Source organism: Archangium gephyra, from assembly GCF_049060025.1.
Taxonomy (GTDB): domain Bacteria; phylum Myxococcota; class Myxococcia; order Myxococcales; family Myxococcaceae; genus Archangium; species Archangium gephyra_A.
Window position 1 is genome coordinate 3538312 of sequence record NZ_JBMEQQ010000002.1, and the last position, 20496, is coordinate 3558807.

Below are 20496 nucleotides of genomic sequence, written 5' to 3' on the forward strand. Positions count from 1 at the left end.
CGAGCCCTCAGAAGCGGCCGGCCAGCACCAGCGCCTGGTGGCGGGAGGAGAGGACGAGGGCCGGCCGCACCTCGAGCCCCATCGCCTTCTTCCGGAGGCTGGAGGAGAGCTCGTACCCCAGGAAGGCGCCCACCACCGGCAGGGGGATGGCCACGCCCGCGAGGAGGCCCGAGAGCGGCTGGCCCGAGCGCTCCGACACACTCCACAGGCCCACCGCCGCGAGCCCTCCCACGGCGGCGCCCCCGAAGGTCGCGAGCAGGCTCCCCTTCCCCGCCATCAACTCGCCGCCCCACCAGACGCCCAGCGGGAAGCCGAGGGCCGCTCCCGCGAGCGCGAAGGGAAGGACCGTCGGGCCCTCACCGGGCTCGATGAACTGGAGCGTGTTCCCGAGCATGAACAACCCCACGCCCACGAGCGCTCCCGCCACGCCCGTGCCCACGCCCGCCCCGCCCTCGACGAGCAACCGTTGCCACAAGGGGTGCACGGGCGGCGCCACCTCCACGGGGTCCGGAAGGAGCCTCGGCGTAGTGTCCACGACGGGCGCCTGCAGGAGCCGCAGCCGCCTCGGGCTCCCGCCTTCGGAGGCACCGGCCCAGCCCCTCCCCTCCCCGGCCCGGGCGGCGGCGGCGGGAAGCAGGAAGAGGAGCACCAACATCCACCGCACGGCCACGCATCTGGACAAGGGGAACCTCCCGCCGGTGTCGTTCAGGCGGGCCTTAGCACACGCGCTCCCTGCCCGGGGCGGTCAGCCCCACGGCCGGGAGTCGCACTTCGCAGAAGTCGCCATTTCCCGTCAGGATTTCCCGGCCCGGGGCGTCGGTACGCCCTGGATTCCTTCTTTCCTTCCGACGGCCATGACCTCCTTCGCGCCCACGTCATCAGTCTCAGTCTCAGCGGCGAACCGCTCGTCGCGAGACCCGCGTGTGCGGCGCGAGGAGGCGCTCTGACCGGCTGAGGCCGTCAGCGCCTTCCCGTCCGACCCCTCGGGCCCGCGTGGCTCGAGGGGTTTTTCCCGCAACTCCCATGGGCACCAAGACGCACGTCAACGTTGGCACCATCGGCCACGTGGACCACGGCAAGACGACGCTCACCGCCGCCCTCACCCAGGTGATGGCCGCGCTGCATGGCGGCAAGGGCCTCGGCTACGAGCAGATCGACAGCGCGCCCGAGGAGAAGGCCCGCGGCATCACCATCAACATCACCCACGTCGAGTACGAGTCGGCCACGCGTCATTACGCCCACATCGACTGCCCCGGCCACGCCGACTACGTGAAGAACATGATCACCGGCGCTTCCCAGATGGATGGCGCCATCCTGCTGGTGGACGGCTCGCAGGGGCCGCAGCCGCAGACGCGGGAGCACATCCTCCTGGCCCGCCAGGTGGGCGTGGAGCGCATGGTCGTGTTCATCAACAAGGTGGACGTGGCGGACCCGGAGCTGCTCGGGCTGGTGGAGCTCGAGACGCTGGAGCTGATGGCGGCCCACGGCTACGGGGACGTGCCGGTGGTGAAGGGCTCGGCGCTCAGGGCGCTCGAGGCCGTCATGGCCGGGCGTGTGGAGGACGAGGCCACCCGCTGCATCCGTGAGCTGGTGGACGCGCTCGACAGGCACATTCCGGACCCGGTGCGGGACTACACCTCGCCGTTCCTGATGCCCATCGAGGACGTCTTCACCATCTCGGGGCGCGGCACGGTGGTGACGGGCCGCATCCAGCGCGGGGTGCTCACGGCGGGGGCGGCGGTGGAGCTGGTGGGGCTGGGCGGGCCGGAGACGCGGGAGGTGGTGGTCACGAGCATCGAGTCCTTCCACCGCCAGTGCCCCGAGGCCCGGGCGGGTGAGAACGTGGGGTTGTTGCTGCGCGGTCTCAAGCGCGAGGAGGTGGCTCGCGGCCAGGTGCTGTGCGCGCCGGGATCCATCCACCCGCACGCGGCCGGTGAGGCCGAGCTGTACGTGCTCTCCGCGGGCGAGGGGGGCCGCCACACGGCGTTCGGCACGGGGTACACGCCGCAGTTCTTCTTCGGCAGTACGGACGTGACGGGGACGATCGAGGTGAAGGGCGAGGGGCTGGTGGAGCCGGGGGGCCGGGCCCAGGTGGGCTTCCGGCTGCTCCACCCCATCGGCGTGGAGCCGGGCATGCGCTTCGCCATCCGCGAGGGTGGCAAGACGATTGGCGCCGGGGTCGTCACCGCCGTGAGGTGACATGGGGAGCGCCGCTTCCGGAGACGGGGGCGGCGCTCTTTCAATCTCTCTTTCAATCTCTTGAGGAAAGCGGGCGAAGCCATCCCCTCTCCCGGAGGGCGAGGGGAAATAATCTCGGTCAGGCCACGGGGACAGGTGCGTCCATGCGCGGTGGGGAGACCTCTCCAGCGCCCGCGGACATCGGTCCGGGGGGGGTCCTGGGATCGGGGCCTCCCCTTCCTGGAAGCCCTTTAGGGCCGGGGTTCAACTCCCCAACGAAAGCTCCGGGAGCCTGGCGCCCTCGAGGCGCACCGTGCGGAACGGCCATGCGGGTGAAAAGCCCCCGCCGCGCCGCCGGAGGCTCCCGGAGCCGACGTCTTTCACTGAACGAGGTGGGACTGGTGGACGCGTTCCGATTCTTTCCGTTGCTGGTGCTGGTGCTCGTGCTGGGCGCGGTGGCCTACAAGCTGCTCGTGCTCCAGGTGGTGGTCCCCGAGGGCTTCACCGCCCTGCTCTACCGCCGGGGCCGCTTCGTGCGCGTGCTGGCGCCGGGAGCCCACCGGGTGCCGCGTCCGGGCCGGAGCACGCAGCAGGTGGACATGCGCCAGCGCTACTTCACCGTGCCCGGCCAGGAGGTGCTCAGCCAGGACCAGGTGGGCCTCAAGCTGAGCCTCACCGTGCGCTTCGCGGTGGCCGAGCCCGAGCCCGCCCTGCACCGCGTGCAGAACTTCACGGACGCGCTCTACCAGGCCGTGCAGCTCGCCCTGCGCGAGGAGGTGGGCCGCCATCCCCTGGAGGAACTGGCCGCGGGCCGCCTGGACCTGGGGCAGCGGATGCGCGAGCGCGTGGCCGCGGAGGTGCGCGCCTTCGGGCTCTCGGTGGTGGCGGTGGACGTGAAGGACGTGATGCTGCCGACGGACCTGCGCCGGGCCTTCTCCGAGTCGCTCAAGGCGAAGAAGGAGGCGCAGGCCATGCTGGAGAAGGCGCGCGGCGAGTCGGCGGCCCTGCGCAACCTCGCCAACGCGGCGCGGCTGGTGGAGCAGCACCCCTCGCTCCTGGATTTGCGCATGTTGCAGACGCTCAGCGGCGCGAGCACCACGCCCGGCAACACCTTCGTCCTGGGCGTGGGCGCGGAGCTGGCCCCCCGCGCGCGCAAGCGCCCGGCCCCCGGTGGTGCGCCCATGCCGCCCTCCGAGGAGGACGAGCCCGAATCCACCTGAGCCAGGAAAAGCGAGAGGGCCCCAGGTCGCGGAGACCTGGAGCCCTCGGGAGACAACCGTGCCGGGCGCGTCAGTCCTTGACGGGCGTCGCCTTGAGGGCGGCCTTGCCCTCCTTCACGTACACCTGGAAGCGCACCGTCTTGCACGCGTACTTCTGGACGAGCTGCTCCTTGTTCTTGCGCAGCTTGGCCACGAACTTGTCGTACGTCAGGCCGTCGTTGGGCTCACCGCACTGGTCGCGCGTGGCCGCGAACTCGCGGAACACGTCCTGGAAGTGCTGCTCCTCGGCCAGGGCGATGGCGCCACTGCCGGTGGGAGGCGGCGGCGGAGGCGGCATGCCCATCATCCCGGAAGGAGCGGCCATGCCGGGATGACCCGTCCGCTGGGGCATGGGGACCTCGGCCGTGTTGGGACGGGCCGAGCGCGCCAGCAGCTCCTGGGGGATGGCCGCCACGCGGGTCGTCTCGGGAGGAGAGTCCTCGCCGAAGGCCGGAGCCCTGGCCGCCTGCGCGGACGCCGCGGCGAACGGATCCGCCGCCTGCTGCAGCGTGTAGGCCGCCGTCGGCTGGTCCTCGAAGGCGAACGCACCGCGCCGGGCCTCGGCCGTGGCCACACCGCCCGCATTCCCCGTGGGGAACGGGAAGGCATCCGCGACCCCGGCGGCGGCGAAGGGATCCTTGCCGGGCACCGTGGGCGAGCCGTACGGATCCGCGACGGGAGGCGGCGGGGGGAACGGGAACGCATCCCCACCGGAAGCCGGGGCCGCCGCGTACGGATCCGCGACGGGAGGCGGCGGGGGGAACGGGAACGCATCTCCACCCGCGGCGGAGGCCGCCTGGGCGGGGGCGGGAGACGCCGGGAAGGGGAAGTCGTCCGGGCCGGGCACGGGGGGCTCCGGCGCGGGCGCCACGGGGAGCGCCGCGGCCTGGGCGGGCGCGGGAACCTGCTCGCCGGCCTCCTCCTCGCCCTTCTTCCCCTTCTTCTTCTTGTCCTTCTTCTCCCTGGCGGCGGCCGGAGCGGCGGCGCGGGCCGAGCCCATCACCAGCAGCCACACCAGGGAGAAGCCCAGCAGGCACATCAGCCCGAAGAGGGCCATCTGCTGGTAGTCCGCCAGCGCCGTCATGAAGGGAAGCACGCTGGAGACGGCCACGATCTCCATGCCCCCCTCGAGCGCCCGGCGCGAGCCCACCAGCAGCGGCGCGTCGCCCCCCTTGACGTCCTCGAAGCGGGTGAACAGCGGCAGCTTCACCTGCGGCACCTGGGGGAGCCACCCGCGCACGCTGCCACTGCGCACCACGTGGCCGAACTGGCCCTTGCGCAGCACCTTCATGCCCTCGGCGGCGAGCTCCTTCTGCGAGCCGGCGGTGCCCAGCACCTTGTCCCCCTGCACCAGCGCGAGCGCGGCGACACCGGAAGACAGGGCCGCGGCGTCCAGCGCCTGGGCCTCGATGAGCGGCGCGCCCACCACCAGCGTCGCGGCCACCTGGGACTGGCCGCCCTCGGCGTTCCACAGCACCGGCACGGAGTAGAAGACGTGGGGCGCGTCGAACGCGTCCACCAGCACGCCCTCGCTGCCCGCCTTCAGCAGCGCCTGCACATCCAGCGTGTCATCCGAAACGGCCTCCCCCTCGGCGCGCGCGTACAGCGAGCCCTCGGGGGTGGCGAGCGCCAGGACGAGGGAGCCCGCGAGCGGCGCGGGCACCAGTTCCCTGGCGGCGGCGCGCAGAGCGGTGAAGCGCTCGCCCGTGGGCGGCTCCTCGATGCGGATGCCCTTGCCCTTGGGCAGCGGCACCACCTTCGGCTGCACGGCGGTGGCCACGTCCGGGCTCGCCGCGAGCTTCAGCGCCAGGCCCTGCACGGCGAGCCGGCGCACGTCAAAGGCTCGGGACACCTCGGCCATGGCCGCCGTGGCCGGTGCCGAAGCATCCTGGGTGGCGCGCTCGCTCAGCGCTCCCGACACCAGGGGGAGATGCGCCACCCCGAGTCCGAGAACCACGAGTGCGAAGATGAAGAACTTGAAGCGGACCATCGCCGACCTTTAGCCCGGGGGTGAAGTGTCCGCTTATAGCGTCCACCGCTCGGGGCCAGCAAGAATCCGGGTACGTCCGCCTGGGAGCCCGGACACCAGGCAAGGGGTCCGGGCTCCGGCCGCGCGCTAGAAGCGCACGTCCTGGGGAAGCCCCTGGCTGCCCTGCTCCCGGCGCTTCTCCAGCGTCCGGGTGATCATCTTCTCCAGTGTGTCACGCGCCGCGTCGATGGCATGGAACATGGTCTCCGCCGTCTCCGTCACGTGCATGCCCGCGAAGCCCGGCATCCGCACCGTCACCCGGCACTCCTGGTCCACCCCCCCCTTGGGACCATTGATGTCCACCATGGCGATCTCGAGCTCCGTCGCCTCGTCATCAATGAACTTGACGAGGGGATCCACCAGGTGCCGGTTGGCGTAGTCCCGCAACTCGTCCGTCAGTGACAGGTGGACTCCTCGCATCAGTACCTTCATCGCGTCACCTCCCTTGGCCCCTCAAGATGGACAGCCCGCCGACATTCGGTGAGAGGCCGCCGGGCCCGCTCCCTCGGCCGCTCCCCGGGCGGGGGACGGAGGGCCGGAGGGGCGCGGACGTTTCGGAAGGGCTCTTGGGTTGCTCAGTCGCATGGGAGAGCGAATCAAGGTGCTGCTGGTCGAGGATGATGGCGACAGCCGGGAACTTCTCGCGGAGTTGCTCGAGATGGACTTCGACGTCGTCACGGCGTCCGACGGTCTGGCCGGCTTGAAGGCTTTCGAGCATGACCACCCGGACGTGGTGGTCACGGACGAGTCGTTGCCCGGCATGTGCGGAACCGAACTCGCCCAGGAGGTCAAGCACCGCCAACCCAAGGCGGGCGTCATCCTCGTGTCCGGTTACACGAATGTGGACGCCCACTTCTGTGACCTGGTGCTGCGCAAGCCCATTGATGTCGAGCGTTTGTCAGCCGCCGTGGGCAGCTTGGGGGAAGCAGCCAGGCACTGAGGCGGTGCGTGCTAACCTCGTGCCCGGTTGCCAGGGTGTGGTTCCTGGAGGGAGGCACGATGAAGTACTGCATGCAGTGCGGTTCCGAATACCAGGATGGCGTGAAGGAGTGCGCTGACTGTCCTGGCAGTGCGCTGGTGGACGCCGAGGCCATGAGCCAGCGTCACATCCCGCTGTCCAGCGAGAGTGACACGCGCAAGTTCGTCCGGGCCATCACCGCGGATGATCCGCTCACGGCCGAGGACTACGTGCGCGTGTTGGAGGCCGAGCGCATCCCGGTCTTCATCCGACCGCGCCGCGGAGGCGCCGTGGACGTGCTCACCACCGGCACCCTGGAGCCCTGGTGGGAAATCATGGTCGGCGAGGAGCACCTGCAGCGCGCCCACCCCCTGCTCCTGCAGGAGAAGGCCCGCCTGGACTCCACCGCCGATGAGGCCGCCCGCGCCGCCGAGGAAGAGGAAGCTCGAGACGGAAGCCACCGCGCCCCCGCCCAGCAGCCTCTGAGGGGCTCACTCGTCGTCGACTACGAGCGGAAGATACGACCTCCACCTACATCACTCGTAGTCGACGACGAGTGAGGGGTGGGGGGGGCAGGGCCGTCACGGAGAGCGCACGAGCTCGCCACCGCCCGAATCGGGGCGGCGCGGCTCGTAGAGGCTCACGCCGGACACCTTCCACTTGTCGTACTTCGCGTTGCGGGCGAGGAAGGTCTCCAGGTCCTCGTCCACCACCCGGCCGTTGCCATCCACGCCGCGCCGGGCGTGCCGCAGCCAGGTGCGCTTGCCCTTCTGCACGACGAAGCCCAGGTGCGTCACCCGGGTGGCCTTGAGCGGCAGGTCCTCGCGCAGCACGACGAGGATGGTGCCCGAGGGCACCTTGCGCGCGTGCGCCATCACCCGCTCCAGCGGAATCATGTCCAGGCTGTAGGTGCCCCGCGGCTGGCGCGTCTTGGGCAGCCCCAGCGCCAGCGAGGAGCGCGAGGTCCACGTCACCGCGGTGAGCGTCTTCTGCACCCGCACGGTGTCCTCACCGCCGTAGCGCCGCGTCACGTCCGCGAGGAAGCCCTTGCGCTGGTTGTTGGGCAGCCACTGGGCCTCCATCAGGTGGTTGCGGTCCTCGTAGGTGGGCGAGCTCGCGTAGCGCAGGCGCTCGAGCACCCCCGTCACCTCGGGCTCGGCGGTGGCCAGGCTCATGGCCAGCGCCTGCTCCACGAAGGTGAGGCAGTCCACCGCGTCCAGCCGGAAGGTCGGGTCCGGGTCCACCCCGCTCCCCTCCCCCAGCGGAGAGTGGACGTAGGGCGTGCCCAGGAAGCGCTCGCTCACCCGCAGCAGCCGGTCCTTGAGCGGCAGGCCCGCGTCCCCGGTGATGAAGCTGGCGCGCTCCTGCGGGCTGAGCGAGGCCCACACCACCTGGGGCTCGTTCATGGGCTGCTTGAGCGTGTTGCGCGCGGGCCCGGCCGGAGCCGGCGAGGAGCCGACGGCGGGCGTCTGGGCCAGCAGCGCCGAGACGAGGGCGAGGGCCTTCACTTCACGACCCCCGCCTTGCGCAGCAGCGCCTTGCGCTCGTCATCCGCGAGCTGGAGCGTCTCCAGCTCCTTCTCGTAGGCGAGCTTCTCCTCGCCCTGGGCGTTCCACGAGGCCAGCACCAGCCAGGACATCATCGTCTTGTCGCCTCCCTGGTAGAGGATGCGCGCCGCGCCGGCCGCGACCGGCCGGTCCTTGTCCTCCAGCAGCGGGCGGAGCGCGGAAGCGGACTGCTTCGCGGACACCCCCTCGTAGAGGGCCAGGCCCTGGCGGCGCACGTACTTGTCCTCGGAGGTCAGCAGCTTGCGCGCGAAGGCGAAGCCCTCGGGAGTGCCCAGCAGGCACAGGCCGCGGGCGGCGGCGAAGCGGGTGCTCTCCGAGCTGTCATCGAGGAATGTCTTGAGGGCCGGCGCCTGCTTCTTGTCGCCCGAGGCGCCCACCGCCTCCAGCAGCAGCACGCGCGTCTGCGGGTCCGTCTCGGTGCGCGCCGAGGTGAGCAGCGCCTTGCCCACCTTGGGGTTGCCGCTGGCTCCGAGGGCGCGGGCCACCTCGCGGCGCACCCCGAGCGACTTGTCCTCCAGCAGGGGCAGCATCACGTCCACGCGCCGGCTGCGCAGCCGGCCCAGGCCCTGCACGGCGTACATGCGCACCGCGCCGTCCCCGTGCCCGGCCAGGTCCACCAGGGTGGGCTCGGCCACGCGCGTCTCCAGCCCGGCCAGCACGGCCGTCACGTCCCGCAGGCGCCGGGGCTCCAGCACCCGGGGGAGGAACTGGATGAGCAACTCCGCCGCGTAGGGCTCCTCGCGCAGGATGCGCAACCGGGAGGTGGCGGTGGGCACCGGCAGCCCCCCCTCCAACACCTGTTGGACGAGCTCCTTCGTCTCCGAGCGGCGCTCCAGGCGCTTCTGCACGGAGGGCGGAGCGGCCTGGACGGCCGGGGTGAGGAGGGCGAGGGCGAGCAGCAGGCAGGCTGGCAGGGTGCGCACGGGCGGCCACGATGACAAGGCCCGAGCAAGGCTGTCAAAACCCCGGCCCGGCCCGCTCCCTCCCTCGGGGATGTACGACTGACCGATTCTTGACCCTCCCCGAGTCGATTGATACGACCAGACTCCAGTGTCTTCCAGCCCTTATCCCGAGGCCCCTTCCATGAAGCGACTCCTGGTACTGGTGGCTGCGGCGGGAGCCGTCGCCGGATGCGGCCCCCTCAGGTCCACCACGAACCTGCTGGACGCCGAAGTGCAGATTCAGGCGGCCCGCACCGCGGGCGCCGAGAAGCTCGCCCCGTTCGAGTGGACGGCCGCCAACCTCTACATCCGCAAGGCGCGGGAAGAGGTCGGCTATTCGGACTTCCAGGCCGGGGTGGACTTCGCCGAGAAGGCCGCCCGTTTCGCCGCCGAGGCCCGTACCAAGGCCATGGCCAACGCCAACGGGGAAGAAGCCGCTTCCCCCAGCCCCAACCCCTGACGCGAGAGCACCCTCCCGATGCGACGTCTCATCGCCTCTTCGTTGCTCCTGCTGTCCGCGGCCTGCGTGAGCGGTAACAAGGTCCGGGCGCAGTCCGAGGTCCTCCAGGCCGACATCGAGCGCGCGCGCCGCAGTGGCGCCATGCGCTGCGCCCCGGTGGAGCTCGCCACCGCCGAGGCCCACCTCGACTTCGCCCGGGGCGAGTTGAGCCAGGGCACCAGCTTCCGCGCCTCCGAGCACATCCGGGTCTCCGAGACCGCCATCAAGAAGGCGCTGGAGGCTCTCCAAGGGCTGCGCCCCCTCGCGCGTCACGGTGAAGGACACGCCGGACGCCCCCACGCCCCAGCCGCAGCCGGGTCAGCCCACGGTGGAGATCACCCCCAAGCCCTCGCAGCAGGTGGTGGTGCAGATCGAGGAGCGGGACACCGACGGCGACGGCATCTTCGACAAGGATGACCCGTGCCCGGACCGCGCCGAGGACCGCGACGGCTTCGAGGACTCGGACGGCTGCCCCGAGCCGGACAACGACCGGGACGGCGTGCTGGACGGCAACGACAAGTGCCCGCTGACGGCCGGTCCGCTCTCCAACCAGGGCTGCCCCGAGGAGGCCGCGGGCGACAGCGACAATGACGGCATCCCCGACAACCTGGACAAGTGCCGCGACCAGCCCGAGGACAAGGACGGCTTCGAGGACTCGGACGGCTGCCCCGATGCGGACAACGATCAAGACGGGTTGATGGACACCTCGGACAAGTGCCCGGACGCGGCCGGCCCCATCCAGAACATGGGCTGCCCGCGCACGGACAAGGACGGGGACAACGTCGAGGACTCGCAGGACAAGTGCCCGGAGGAGCCCGAGGACAAGGACGGCTTCCAGGACGAGGACGGCTGCCCGGACCTCGACAACGACGCGGATGGGATTCCGGATGGCCTGGACCGCTGCCCGCTGAAGAGCGGCCCGCTGGAGAACGGCGGCTGCCCGGACGATGACAAGGACGGCGACGGCGTGGTGGACCGCATGGATGTCTGCCCGGATCAGCCCGGCCCGAAGGAGATGCGCGGCTGCCCGGATCCGGACAAGGACAGCGACGGCATCCCGGACCGGCTGGACTTGTGCCCGGACGCGGCCGGTCCCCAGGAGACGCGCGGCTGCGCGGACGTGGACACGGACAAGGACGGTCTGGTGGACCGCCTGGACGTGTGCCCGAACGAGGCCGGTCCCAAGGAGATGCGCGGCTGCCCGGATCCGGACCGGGACAACGACGGCATCCCGGACCGCGTGGACGTGTGCCCCGAGGAGCCCGGCGTGAAGGAGGAGCGCGGGTGCGCCAAGAAGTACAAGATGGTCGTCGTCAAGAAGGGCAAGGTCGAGATCAAGAAGCAGATCCTGTTCGCGTCCGGCTCGTCGAGGATCATCGGCAAGCAGAGCTTCGCCGTGCTCGACGACGTGGCGCAGGTGCTGCGCGACATGCCGTCCATCAAGAAGATCCGCATCGAGGGCCACACGGACTCGCTGGGCAAGGACCTGGTCAACCTGAAGCTGTCGCAGGCGCGCGCGGACTCGGTGATGGCGCAGCTCATCAAGCGCGGCATCGACCCGGGCCGGATGCAGGCGGTGGGCTACGGTGAGGAGAAGCCCATCGACAACAACGGGACGGCGAAGGGCCGCGCGAACAACCGCCGCACCGAGTTCAACATCGTCGAGCAGTAACCCCCTCCCCCACCGGGAAGGGCCAGGAAGAGGGTGCCGCGAGCCTCCGGGCCGCGAGCACCCTCTTCCTTTTTTGGAGGAAGCGGGAGCGCGCTAGGGAGCGTTGTCGCGCGCGGTGGCCAGCTTGCTCAACACCCGCTCGAGGTTCTGCTGGTAGGCGGGGTGCACCTTGTCGGCCTTCACGCCCAGCTCGAGCGCGCGCTGGTAGCTCGCGAGCGCCGCCTCGAGCTGGCCCGCGGCCTCCAGCGCCTCGCCCAGGCTGTCGTGGACGTTGGGCGAGTCCCCGTGCCGCTCCACGTTGCGCCGGAAGGCGGAGACGGCGGCCTCCACCTTCCCGCTCCGCAGCAGGGAGTACCCCATGATGTTGACCAGTTCCTCGGACGGCGGGAACGCGTAACCGAGCCGCTTCGTCAGCCGGGCGTGCCTCGCCTCCACCTGCTCCGCCTCGCCCTCGCGCGCCAGGGACTGGGAGAGCCGCAGGTCCTCGAAGAGGGCCTCCAACCCATCGTAGAGCGTCCGGTGGGGCGTGCTGCCGTGATGGTCGTTCTCCAGGAAGGAGTAGCGCCACGCCAGGCGCGCCGGCCTGGCCCGCTCCAGCTCCGCCGCGAACCGCTGGATGGGCCCGAGCATGTGCTCCCCCTCGCTGCCCATGCTCATGTAGAGGAAGCGCTCCTGCTCGGGCAGCCGCTCGAGGGACTTCACCGCCCCGGCCACCAGCTCCCCGTCGTTCCACCAGAGGCTCGGGCTGATGGCGATGTACGCATGGAAGCTCTGGGGGTGGTTCATCAGGACGTGCAGGGCGAAGAGCCCGCCGAACGAGTGGCCCACGAGGACGCGGTACGGCTGCGTGCGGTAGCGCGCCTCGATGTGCGGGGCCAGCTCCTCCGTCAGGAAGCGCAGGAAGCGATCCGCGCCTCCGGCGGTGGGGAACGTCTGCGCGTAGCTCCGCGGCCCGGTGTTCCCCGGCCTGCGGAAGACACCCTCCGCCATCTGGAGGTCATCCCGCGCGGGCGGGGTGAGATCCCTCCCGCGATTCGTGTTCGACACGCCCACCACGATCATCGGGGGGATGTGCGAATTGCCGGCGAGGAACTGCACGATGCCGGTGGAGTGGTGGAAGTGCTCATCCCCATCCAGGAGGTACAGGACGGGGTAGCGCTCCGAGGACGTCCCGTAGTCCGTCGGGAGGTAGACACGGAAGCCGCGCTCCTCCTCGAGGATGGCGGAGCGCAGGCCGTGCTTCGCCCCGAGCACGAGGGGCTGTCCCTCCGGAGGAGGGCTGGTGCCCACCCGGGAAGACATGGACTGGCAGGCGGAGAGGAGGAGGACTGCACCCATCAGAGAGAGGAGTTGGCGCATGAGGCCGACGCTAGCACTGCTCGCGGCCCTCCCCTCCCCGGGCCAGGGCGCTCAGGCCCAGAGTTCCTGCTCGAGCGTGGCCACCAGGGAGGCGGCGACCTCCGGCGCGGGCATGCCGGCCTCGGTGACGAGCTCGGCGTCCAGCGGCAGGGCCACCTCCTCGCGCAGCGTCGCCACGGCCTCCCGCTGGGCCTCGCGCAGGGCGGCGCACTCGGCGGGGGACAGCCGCTCGCGCGCCCAACGGTCGATGGCCCAGGACAGCTCGGCGTGCCGCGTCTCGTCGTCGGCGATGCGCGTCATGGCCTCGCGCACCTCCGCGTCCTGTGCGTGCAGTGCCTGGTGATGCCCCACCAGCGCCCCGAACGTCTCGCGCACGCAGCCCTCCACCGCGTTCTCCAAGGCCACCTCGAAGAGCGAGCGCAGGGGCAACTCCTCCACCTCGGGCCGGCAGGGCGACGCACCGAAGCGGCGGGCGAGCCGCGTGCTGACGTCCGTGTGCATCACCTCCTCCAGCGCGCTCACCAGGGCCGCGTCCTGCAGCGCGACATCCGCGCCATGCAGGGCCAGCTCCTCCCTCAGCCGCAGGAAGGCCTTGATGGAGGCGGCCTCCAGGTGCGCGGCCGACGCGAAGTGGCGCCCCAGCACGTCCGTGCAGGCCACGCCCTCCGAGGCGCGCAGCCCCACGGGCCTCCGGCCGATGACGCAGTTCGGGTTGCCATGCTCGAGGACATGGCTGCTCACCTCCTTCACCTCGCCCGAGACGGACACATCCAGAACGGCCTGGACCAGCGCCGTGCCCGCCCCGCAGCTATGGCCGCGGGTGCCAACGACGCTGAAGCCGCCCCCCTCGTTCGCCTTCACCGCGCCGCGAGCCAGCTCCCCGCAGGACACGTTGTAGCTGGACGCGAAGGCGAGCAGCGCGGCCTCCTGCGCCGTGTCGATGGGGCCCAGGAAGCGCTTGAGCGCCTCCAGCGAGGTGTGGGCCGCCACCTCGTCACCCCGCGTCGTCGCGAGGTAGTACGCGCTGCACAGGCCAGCACAGGTGGTGTTGAAGCCGCTGCGCGAGGTGAGGTTGCTCAGGGCCGACTCGCACGCCGCCTTGTCGGAAGCCGTCGCGCACGCCGTCCCCGAGGAGCTCATCACCGCCTCGTTGTGACGCTCCCCGCTCGAATCCGTGGAAAAGGACCGCAGCTGCATGAGGTCCACTGGCACCGCGGGAGACAGGCCGCTCAGCGCCAGAATCCCGTTATCACCACAGGCGGGCGCGGAGTAGCCCGTCAGGTCCGCGCCTCCGCAGCCGGCGATCACCAGCGGAGAGGCGAGCGAGGCGCGCAGGGCACGCGAGAAGAGTTGGCGCAGCAAGGGTGAAGTCATGGAGGGCTCCAGGGGAATGAGGTGCGCCTCCCTGGAGCAACGGGGATGCCATGACCCTCCTTCCCTCCGCCCCGAGCGCCGCGGCGCCCTCCCGGGTTCAGAAAGGCGCCATTCCGGCCACACCCGGACTCAGAAACCTGAGGCCCGCGTCAGCCGTCCTTGAGCAGCTCGTGGAGGACCTCGGTGGCGTAGGAGCCCTTGGGCAGCTCGAAGGTGAGCACCAGGTCCTCCCCGTCCACCTCCAGCGAGGGGTTGCCGAGCCGCACCCGGTAGGGCCTGCGCCCGCCCTGCGTCTCGTCGCCGCCGCGCCGGAAGTCGTCCAGCGTCACGCCCTCGTCCACGAGCAGCTTCGCCTCGGCCTCGGCCACGGCGTGGGCGGCCGCGGTCATCTTCGGGCCGAAGAGGGGCCCGGCCGGGCTCACCTCGAAGGCGGCGGCGCGGGGCCCATCCACCTCGGGCGCCTCGCAGACGAAGAGGCCGCCCGAGTCCTCCTTGCGCAGCACGTCGCCCAGGAGCGCCGTGTCGAAGGTGCCCGCGCGCAGCCGGTCCACCAGGGCCCGGTTGAAGAGGCGGGACTGGAAGGCCGAGAGGTACAGCTTGCGCTGGAACTTGTCGGGGCGGCGCGGCAGCCGCTGGCCCAGCACCAACAGGCGGCCGAAGTCCGCGTTGTCGCCCTCGCGGCCGAAGCGCTGCTCGCCGAAGTAGTTGGGCACGCCCCGGGTGCCCAGCCGGGTGAAGCTCTCGCGCGCCGCGCCCACGTCCTTCACGCCCCGCAGGCGCAGCCGGAAGCGGTTCCCCTTGAGGTGCCCGGTGCGCAGCTTGTTGCCATGGCGCCGGCTCCACAGGACGCTCACGCCCTCCAGGGAGAACTCTGGCAGGCGCGCCTCGGCCTTCGCGGGCACCGAGAGGAGCTGCCGGGTGATGGCCTGCCGGTCCTTCATCCCCGCCACGCCCACGTCGCCCTCGTCCACGCCCAGCGCGGTGGCCAGGGCCTTCACCACCTCGCGGGTGTCGCGGCCGCGCTTCTCCAGCCAGAGGTAGAGGTGATCCCCCTCCCCCGACGGCTGGTAGGCGGGCAGCTCCTCCACCTCGAAGTCCTCGGGGACGAGCTTGAAGGCGCCACCGCACCCCGGCACGTCCTCCGTCAGCCGGGGCCGTTCGGCGCTCATGTCAGTTCCCGCCGAGCGTGGAGAGCATGTCCTTCACGCGCCGGGCGAGATCCTCGTCCGCGCGTGACTCGAGCAGCTCTCCCGCCTGGAAGAGGAGGAAGAACATCACGTCGCTGAGCGCCTGCCGGAAGGAGGCCAGCGGCTCCGAGCCCAGCGAGCCGCGGAACTGCTCGTAGGAGCTCACCAGCTTCGTGTCCGGCAGGCTGCCGTCCTGCGAGAAGGCCAGCCCCGCCAGCACCGGCGAGGAGGACAGCGCCTGCCCCGAGAGCGCGGCGTTGGCCGACGCGATGAACTCGCGCGCCAGGCCCTGCTTGGACACCTCGGCGGCGATCTCCCGGAAGATGCGGTTGAAGACGCGCACCACCTCGCGCACGTCCATCACCGGGGCCTGCTGCGGGGGCTGGGTGATGGCGCGCAGGCCCGACTGCGAGTGCCGCACCGAGGGAAGCCCGGTGGAGGACGGACGCACCACGGGAATGCCCATGAACGTCTTCGGGCGCACCGCGGGAATGCCGGACAGCGACTGCATGGAGCCGCCCAGGGGCTTGTCGGAGAGCTGCACGAAGCCGCCCTCCAGCAGGCCGTAGATGACCTTGGTGACGTCGAACTCGGACAGGCGGGAGCCCTGCCCCAGGTCCAGCACCGTGCGGCGGCCATCCACCAGGGCCAGCACCTTGTCCTCGTCCGGCTCCAGCTTGGCGTTGGCCATGCCCTTGCGCAGCACGTAGAGGCGGCTGTGGGGGATGCGTTTGCGGAAGTGCGCCAGCTCGTCGATCTTCCGGATGCTGTCCATCAGCAGGCTCTGCGTGGACAGCTGGATGTTGTGGCCGAGCTTGTCCTCCACCGGCTGGTCCACCAGGAAGAAGCTGCCCTCCCGGCACAGGACGATGGCGTGGAAGATCTCACTCACCTGGTGGGTGACGCACTTGAAGAGATCGTGCGCCTGGAGCATGCCCCGCTCCACCAGGGTGCGGCCAATCTTGGAGGGCGGCTGCTCGCGCAGCACGGACTCGAGCACGGTCCGCTCCAGGTAACCCAGCCGGACGAGCACCTCGCCGAGCCGGTCCGCGGCCACGTCCGAGGTGGCCCCGCGCACCTCGCCCTCGCGCAGGATGACCGAGCGCTCGCCGCCGGGGGCCTGCACGCGCACAACACCATTCCAGCGCGCCTGGCTGAGGAAGGCGATGAGGTCCGACAGGGGGAAGCCGGAGGCGTCCCCGGAGAGCACCACGCGCGGGGTGGGCAGGGAGCCGCCCTCGGCCGGCGTGCGAGAGAAGACGAGCAGGTCCGGCGAGGTGGGCTGAAGCACGTAGGAACCCGTGCGGCCCGCCAGCGCTGGCGGCTGCGGCTGTTGCGACCCCTGGCGCTCGTCGGGGACGAGCTGGGGGCCATCGATGCGGAAGCGCTGGCTCATGTCACCGTCAGTCGGCGGCCCACGCGTTGTTGTTCGCGCGCCACTCGAGCTCGTCTTCCAGGGAGTGGGTGAGCGCCTCGTCCGTCAGGCCCATCTGCGTGTCGTAGGGGCGGCCGTTGAAGAAGAGGCTGGGCGTGCCGCGGATGCCGGCCGCGTTGCCCAGGGCCTTGTACTTCTCCAGCTCCTTGGCGTAGGTGCCGGCCTGCAGCGCCTTCTGCAGCTCGGCGCCCTTGAGGCCCAGCTTGTTGGCGATGCCCACGATGGAGGCGGGCGACAGGTTGCGCGAGCTCTCGAAGAGCGCGTCGTGCATCTCCCAGAACTTGCCCTGGTCACGCGCCCAGAGCACCGCCTGGCCGGCGGGCACCGCGTTGGCGTGCATGGGCAGCGGGAAGGGCACGTTGCAGAAGCGCACCCGGCTGGCGTTCTTCTTGGCGAAGGCCTCCAGCAGCGGGCGGGCCGTGCCGCAGTAGGGGCACTCGAAGTCGGAGAACTCCACCAGCGTCACCTGGGCCTTGGGGTCCCCCATGCACATGCGCGGGTCCACCTCGAGCGTCTTCCGGGGCGCGCGGAAGGCAGAGTAGTACTCGGAGAGGGCGACGATGATCTCCGTGGCCGGCACTCCGGCGACGGCCTGCCGGGCGGCGAGCCGGGCCATGCGCTTCGCGTGCTGGCAGGTGGTGTGCCCCTTGAGGCACTGGCCCAGGGTGTGGGGGCAGCCGCAGTAGCAGAACTCGTCGGTGAAGACGGTGGACAGCTCGCGCTGGGCGGCGGGCGGCAGGGCGGAGAAGTCCATGCCGGGGATGCCGGTGAGGACCGAGCCCCCCGAGGCCCCGGTGGCGGGCGCGGCGGCCTGCGCGGGCGGAGCCGCCGGGGCCGGAGTGGACGGCTTGGGCGCGGTGGGCTGGGCGGGCGGAGCCGCCTCGGAGTTCTTGGAACAGGCCGAGAGGGCCGTCAGCGCCAGGGTGAGCGCCAGGAGGACACGGTTGCGGCGGTCGGGAAGCACCAGCCGGTCTTAGCGATGCGCGCGGGGCTTGTAAAGCGACGCCGGCTCTGCCAGGGAGGGACCCCGTCCCATGCCCAGAATCCTCCTGCTGCACACCGGCGGCACGTTGGGGATGGCCGGAGGCCGGCCGTCCGCGCTGCGCCCCGCCGCCTTCTTCAAGACGCTCGAGTCCCGCTGCCCGGAGCTCTTCCGGCTCGCCGACATCGAGCTGGAGCTCTTCTCCAACCTGGACAGCTCGGAGATGCAGCCGGAGCTGTGGAGCGGGCTGGCCGCCCACCTGCACCAGCGGCTGCCGGACTTCGACGGCGCCGTGGTGACGCACGGCACCGACACCCTTGCCTACACCGCGAGCGCCCTCTCCTTCATGCTGCCCGGGCTGCCCAAGCCGGTGGTGATGACGGGCTCGCAGCGCCCCCTGGGTGAAATCCGCTCGGACGCCCGGCTCAACCTCATTGACGCGGTGCTCTCCGCCCTCCAGGGCCCCCCCGAGGTGAGCATCTGCTTCGACTCCCACCTCTACCGGGGCAACCGCACCCGCAAGGTGAAGGTGTCCGAGTACGACGCCTTCGAGAGCCCCAACTGCCCCCTGCTGGGCACGCTGGGAGTGGATGCCACCTTCGCTCCGGGTCTGCGTCAGAAGGGCCCCTTCCGCCTGCGCCAGAAGCTGGAGCCCCGCGTCTTCCTCCTCAAGGTCTTCCCGGGCCTGGACCCCGCCCTGCCCCTGGCCCTGCTGCCCCATGTGCGCGGTCTGGTGCTGGAGGCCTACGGCGCGGGTAACTACCCCAGCGATCCGTCGCTCGGCCGTTCCCTGCTGCCCCTCTTCCAGGAGGCCCGGAAACGGGACGTGCCGGTGGTGGTGGTGAGCCAGGCCTACCGCAACGGGGTGGACCTCACCCTCTATGAGTCCGGGGCGGCGGCCCTCCGGGAGGGGGCGCTGAGCGGGGGGGACATGACCCCCTCGGCGGCGCTGGTGAAGCTGATGCAGGGCCTCGCCTACCATCGGGACAGGGAGGCGCTGGCCCGCTTCATCCAGACCTCAATTGTCGGGGAGATGACCGAGCGGGCGGCCACCGCGCCCGAGTTGCCGGTCAAAAAGTCGAGGCGAGCGCGTTAGGAGCCGACCATCCAGGGGCGTCCGTCCCGAGGTCTGCTTGCTGCTAACAATCCTCGACCCATAAGATGGGGGTCACGATGTCCGACGAGAAGACCGCCGTCCATTCGATTTCGGACCTGCTGGGGGACGCCCCCCAGCAGCAGAGCGCGTATCTCATCGTGATCAGCGCCAAGTCCGCGGCCGGAATCGGCCGGATGTTCAAGCTGGACAAGTCCGAGACGGTGCTCGGCCGCAGCGTGGAAGCGCAGTTCCAGGTCGAGGACGATGGCATCTCGCGCAAGCACGCGAAGGTGGTGTCGCTCGGCGAGGGCCGCTTCCAGCTCGTGGACCTGGGCAGCACCAACGGCACGTTCCTCAACGGCCTGAAGGTGAGCGCCGCGCCGCTCTACGACGGCGACAAGATTCAGATCGGCTCCAACACGGTGCTGAAGTTCTCCATCCAGGATCAACTGGAGGAGGCCTACCAGCGCAGCATCTACGAGTCGGCGACGCGCGATGGCCTGACGCGCCTGTACAACAAGAAGTACTTCATGGAGACGCTGCGCAAGGAGTTCGCCTACTGCCTGCGCCACCGGGTGGCCCTGTCCCTGGTGATGTTCGACGTGGACTACTTCAAGAAGATCAACGACGTGTACGGGCACCCGGCGGGTGACTACGTGCTGACGCGGATCGCGCAGCGGGTGAGCGACACCATCCGCACCGAGGACGTCATCGCCCGCTATGGCGGCGAGGAGTTCGCCCTCATGTTGCGCGAGTCGGCCGAGGAGCAGGCGCTGGCGTGTGCCGAGCGCTGCCGGGCGGCGGTGGACCGCACCGACTTCATCTTCAGCGGCACGCCCATCAAGGTGACCATCAGCCTGGGCGTGGCCACGCTGCACGACACGGACTTCGCGCAGGCGGACGATCTGATCGGCGCGGCGGACAAGTACCTCTACCGGGCCAAGCGCGCCGGCCGGAACCGCGTGGACGGCAAGGCCATCAGCGGCCCGTAGCCGGTTCTCCCCCGCGCTCCCTCTCCCTACGTCCCCTCGATTTCGAGTCCCGGCGTCTCCGCGAGCATCTCCACGCGGTTGCCGCCCGCGGCCTGGGCGGACTCGAGCGAGCTCTGCGCCTGGCGGACGAGGTCGGCGAAGGACACCTCGCGCCCGGGGGTGAGCGCGGCCAGTCCCACGGACACGGTGGGGCGGACCACCTGGTCATCGAAGGCGAGGCTGGAACGGGACACGCGCTCGCAGACGCGGCGGGCCAGGGTGTGGGCTCCGGCCAGGTCCGTGTGCGGCAGCAGCAACAGCACCCGGTCCGCCGAGTACTGCACCGGGAAGTCCGTGTCGCGCAGCGAGCGCCGGATGGCGAGCGCCAGTCCTCCATGGAGCTGCTCGCGCAGCTCGCGGCCCGCGCGCACCGGGAGCGGATCGAACGCCACCAGCGCGAGCGCCAGGGGCAGGCCATGGCGCCGCGAGCGCTTCACCTCCACGAAGACGAAGTCCTTGAAGTGCGCGAAGACGTAGAACTGGGTGAGCGGATCCAACAGCGGCTCCCCCGTGGCGCGCACCGGCTCGGCGGGAGCGGCGCGAGCCTTGCGCACCGGCGTGCCCCGCGAGAGCGTCCGCAGCTTCACCAGCTCGGGCAGCCGCACCCGCAGGTCCTTGCCGGAAACGGGCAGCGGAAGGACGCCATCCGCGAAACCGGCCTTGCCGGGCGTCTCCTGCGCGGCCAGCACGAGCGCCTGCGGCAACTGTCCCCGCACCGCGCGCGCCACCCGCGCCGGCCGCTCCACCGAGGGCCCCAGCACCACCACCTGGGCTCCCCTCCCCGGCGCCTCCTCCCACCCCGCCACGGCGGACACCTCGAGTCCCGCCTTCTCCAGACCCTCCTTCAGCTTGCGGCGCCCCGCCGCCCCCGGCTCGATGACGATGGCTCGTGTAATCTTCATACGCACTTCTCCAGACCTGGAACCAT

The 20496-nt window shown here is 70.9% G+C and carries 19 protein-coding genes; 8 read left to right on the forward strand and 11 right to left on the reverse strand.

All coding sequences use genetic code 11. The annotated features are described in order from the left end of the window. Positions 1-7: 7 nt before the first annotated feature. On the reverse strand, positions 8-682 hold the full coding sequence (locus ACN28I_RS15280; protein WP_420942765.1) for a hypothetical protein: 675 nt from the start codon (positions 680-682) through the stop codon (positions 8-10). Positions 683-993: 311 nt separating this feature from the next. Between ACN28I_RS15280 and tuf the strand changes: the two genes are divergently transcribed. Together tuf and ACN28I_RS15290 are read left to right on the forward strand one after the other, a co-directional pair. Continuing rightward, positions 994-2199 (forward strand): elongation factor Tu, encoded by a 1206-nt coding sequence (gene tuf, locus ACN28I_RS15285; protein WP_420942766.1) that lies wholly within the window; start codon positions 994-996, stop codon positions 2197-2199. Between the two features lie 380 nt (positions 2200-2579). Further along, positions 2580-3398, forward strand: coding sequence for a slipin family protein (locus ACN28I_RS15290; RefSeq protein ID WP_420942767.1), 819 nt, complete (start codon positions 2580-2582; stop codon positions 3396-3398). A 70-nt stretch (positions 3399-3468) separates the two neighbouring features. On the opposite strand, the gene ACN28I_RS15295 is transcribed toward ACN28I_RS15290, so the two are convergent. Both ACN28I_RS15295 and hpf read right to left on the reverse strand, forming a co-directional pair. Next, positions 3469-5427: an MXAN_5187 family protein gene (locus tag ACN28I_RS15295; RefSeq protein ID WP_420942768.1), complete on the reverse strand. Its 1959-nt coding sequence runs from the start codon at positions 5425-5427 to the stop codon at positions 3469-3471. Positions 5428-5553: 126 nt separating this feature from the next. Further along, a complete protein-coding gene (hpf, locus tag ACN28I_RS15300) occupies positions 5554-5898 on the reverse strand; it encodes a ribosome hibernation-promoting factor, HPF/YfiA family (RefSeq protein ID WP_073562028.1) in 345 nt (114 codons plus the stop codon). A 151-nt stretch (positions 5899-6049) separates the two neighbouring features. Here hpf and ACN28I_RS15305 point away from each other — a divergent pair, with 151 nt between their 5' ends. Both ACN28I_RS15305 and ACN28I_RS15310 read left to right on the forward strand, forming a co-directional pair. Next, the gene (locus ACN28I_RS15305) at positions 6050-6406 is read left to right on the forward strand and encodes a response regulator (RefSeq protein ID WP_420942769.1); all 357 of its coding nucleotides are present in this window, start codon (positions 6050-6052) and stop codon (positions 6404-6406) included. A 59-nt stretch (positions 6407-6465) separates the two neighbouring features. Then, positions 6466-6984 carry a hypothetical protein gene (locus tag ACN28I_RS15310; RefSeq protein ID WP_420942770.1) on the forward strand — a complete coding sequence of 173 codons (519 nt, stop codon included), beginning with the start codon at positions 6466-6468 and terminating at the stop codon, positions 6982-6984. Between the two features lie 21 nt (positions 6985-7005). Here ACN28I_RS15310 and ACN28I_RS15315 read toward each other — a convergent pair whose 3' ends face one another. After that, positions 7006-7932 (reverse strand): N-acetylmuramoyl-L-alanine amidase-like domain-containing protein, encoded by a 927-nt coding sequence (locus tag ACN28I_RS15315; protein WP_420942771.1) that lies wholly within the window; start codon positions 7930-7932, stop codon positions 7006-7008. Further along, positions 7929-8915 (reverse strand): HEAT repeat domain-containing protein, encoded by a 987-nt coding sequence (locus ACN28I_RS15320; protein ID WP_420942772.1) that lies wholly within the window; start codon positions 8913-8915, stop codon positions 7929-7931. Before ACN28I_RS15320 ends, ACN28I_RS15315 begins: the two co-directional genes overlap by 4 nt. A 160-nt stretch (positions 8916-9075) precedes the next feature. Here ACN28I_RS15320 and ACN28I_RS15325 point away from each other — a divergent pair, with 160 nt between their 5' ends. Beyond that, a complete protein-coding gene (locus tag ACN28I_RS15325; protein WP_420942773.1) occupies positions 9076-9393 on the forward strand; it encodes a DUF4398 domain-containing protein in 318 nt (105 codons plus the stop codon). Between the two features lie 313 nt (positions 9394-9706). Further along, positions 9707-11104, forward strand: coding sequence for a thrombospondin type 3 repeat-containing protein (locus ACN28I_RS15330; RefSeq protein ID WP_420942774.1), 1398 nt, complete (start codon positions 9707-9709; stop codon positions 11102-11104). Between the two features lie 93 nt (positions 11105-11197). Here the strand turns inward: ACN28I_RS15330 and ACN28I_RS15335 are convergent, their stop codons facing one another. The 5 genes from ACN28I_RS15335 to ACN28I_RS15355 form a co-directional block, all read right to left on the reverse strand. Continuing rightward, positions 11198-12463 (reverse strand): alpha/beta fold hydrolase, encoded by a 1266-nt coding sequence (locus tag ACN28I_RS15335; protein WP_420942775.1) that lies wholly within the window; start codon positions 12461-12463, stop codon positions 11198-11200. A 51-nt stretch (positions 12464-12514) separates the two neighbouring features. Next, the gene (locus ACN28I_RS15340; protein ID WP_420942776.1) at positions 12515-13837 is read right to left on the reverse strand and encodes a ferritin-like domain-containing protein; all 1323 of its coding nucleotides are present in this window, start codon (positions 13835-13837) and stop codon (positions 12515-12517) included. Positions 13838-13986: 149 nt separating this feature from the next. Then, positions 13987-15006, reverse strand: coding sequence for a tRNA pseudouridine(13) synthase TruD (gene truD / locus ACN28I_RS15345; protein WP_420942777.1), 1020 nt, complete (start codon positions 15004-15006; stop codon positions 13987-13989). A 1-nt stretch (position 15007) separates the two neighbouring features. Continuing rightward, positions 15008-16420 carry a DUF4388 domain-containing protein gene (locus ACN28I_RS15350; protein ID WP_420942778.1) on the reverse strand — a complete coding sequence of 471 codons (1413 nt, stop codon included), beginning with the start codon at positions 16418-16420 and terminating at the stop codon, positions 15008-15010. Positions 16421-16427: 7 nt separating this feature from the next. Further along, entirely contained in the window at positions 16428-17423 is a 996-nt protein-coding gene (locus ACN28I_RS15355; RefSeq protein WP_420942779.1) for a DsbA family protein, read from the reverse strand. A 70-nt stretch (positions 17424-17493) separates the two neighbouring features. Here ACN28I_RS15355 and ACN28I_RS15360 point away from each other — a divergent pair, with 70 nt between their 5' ends. Further along, the gene (locus tag ACN28I_RS15360) at positions 17494-18537 is read left to right on the forward strand and encodes an asparaginase (RefSeq protein ID WP_420942780.1); all 1044 of its coding nucleotides are present in this window, start codon (positions 17494-17496) and stop codon (positions 18535-18537) included. A gap of 77 nt (positions 18538-18614) precedes the next feature. Then, entirely contained in the window at positions 18615-19529 is a 915-nt protein-coding gene (locus tag ACN28I_RS15365; protein WP_420942781.1) for a diguanylate cyclase, read from the forward strand. Positions 19530-19555: 26 nt separating this feature from the next. On the opposite strand, the gene ACN28I_RS15370 is transcribed toward ACN28I_RS15365, so the two are convergent. Further along, complete coding sequence (locus tag ACN28I_RS15370) at positions 19556-20470, reverse strand: GGDEF domain-containing protein (protein WP_420942782.1); 915 nt, start codon at positions 20468-20470, stop codon at positions 19556-19558. Between the last annotated feature and the right edge of the window lie 26 nt (positions 20471-20496).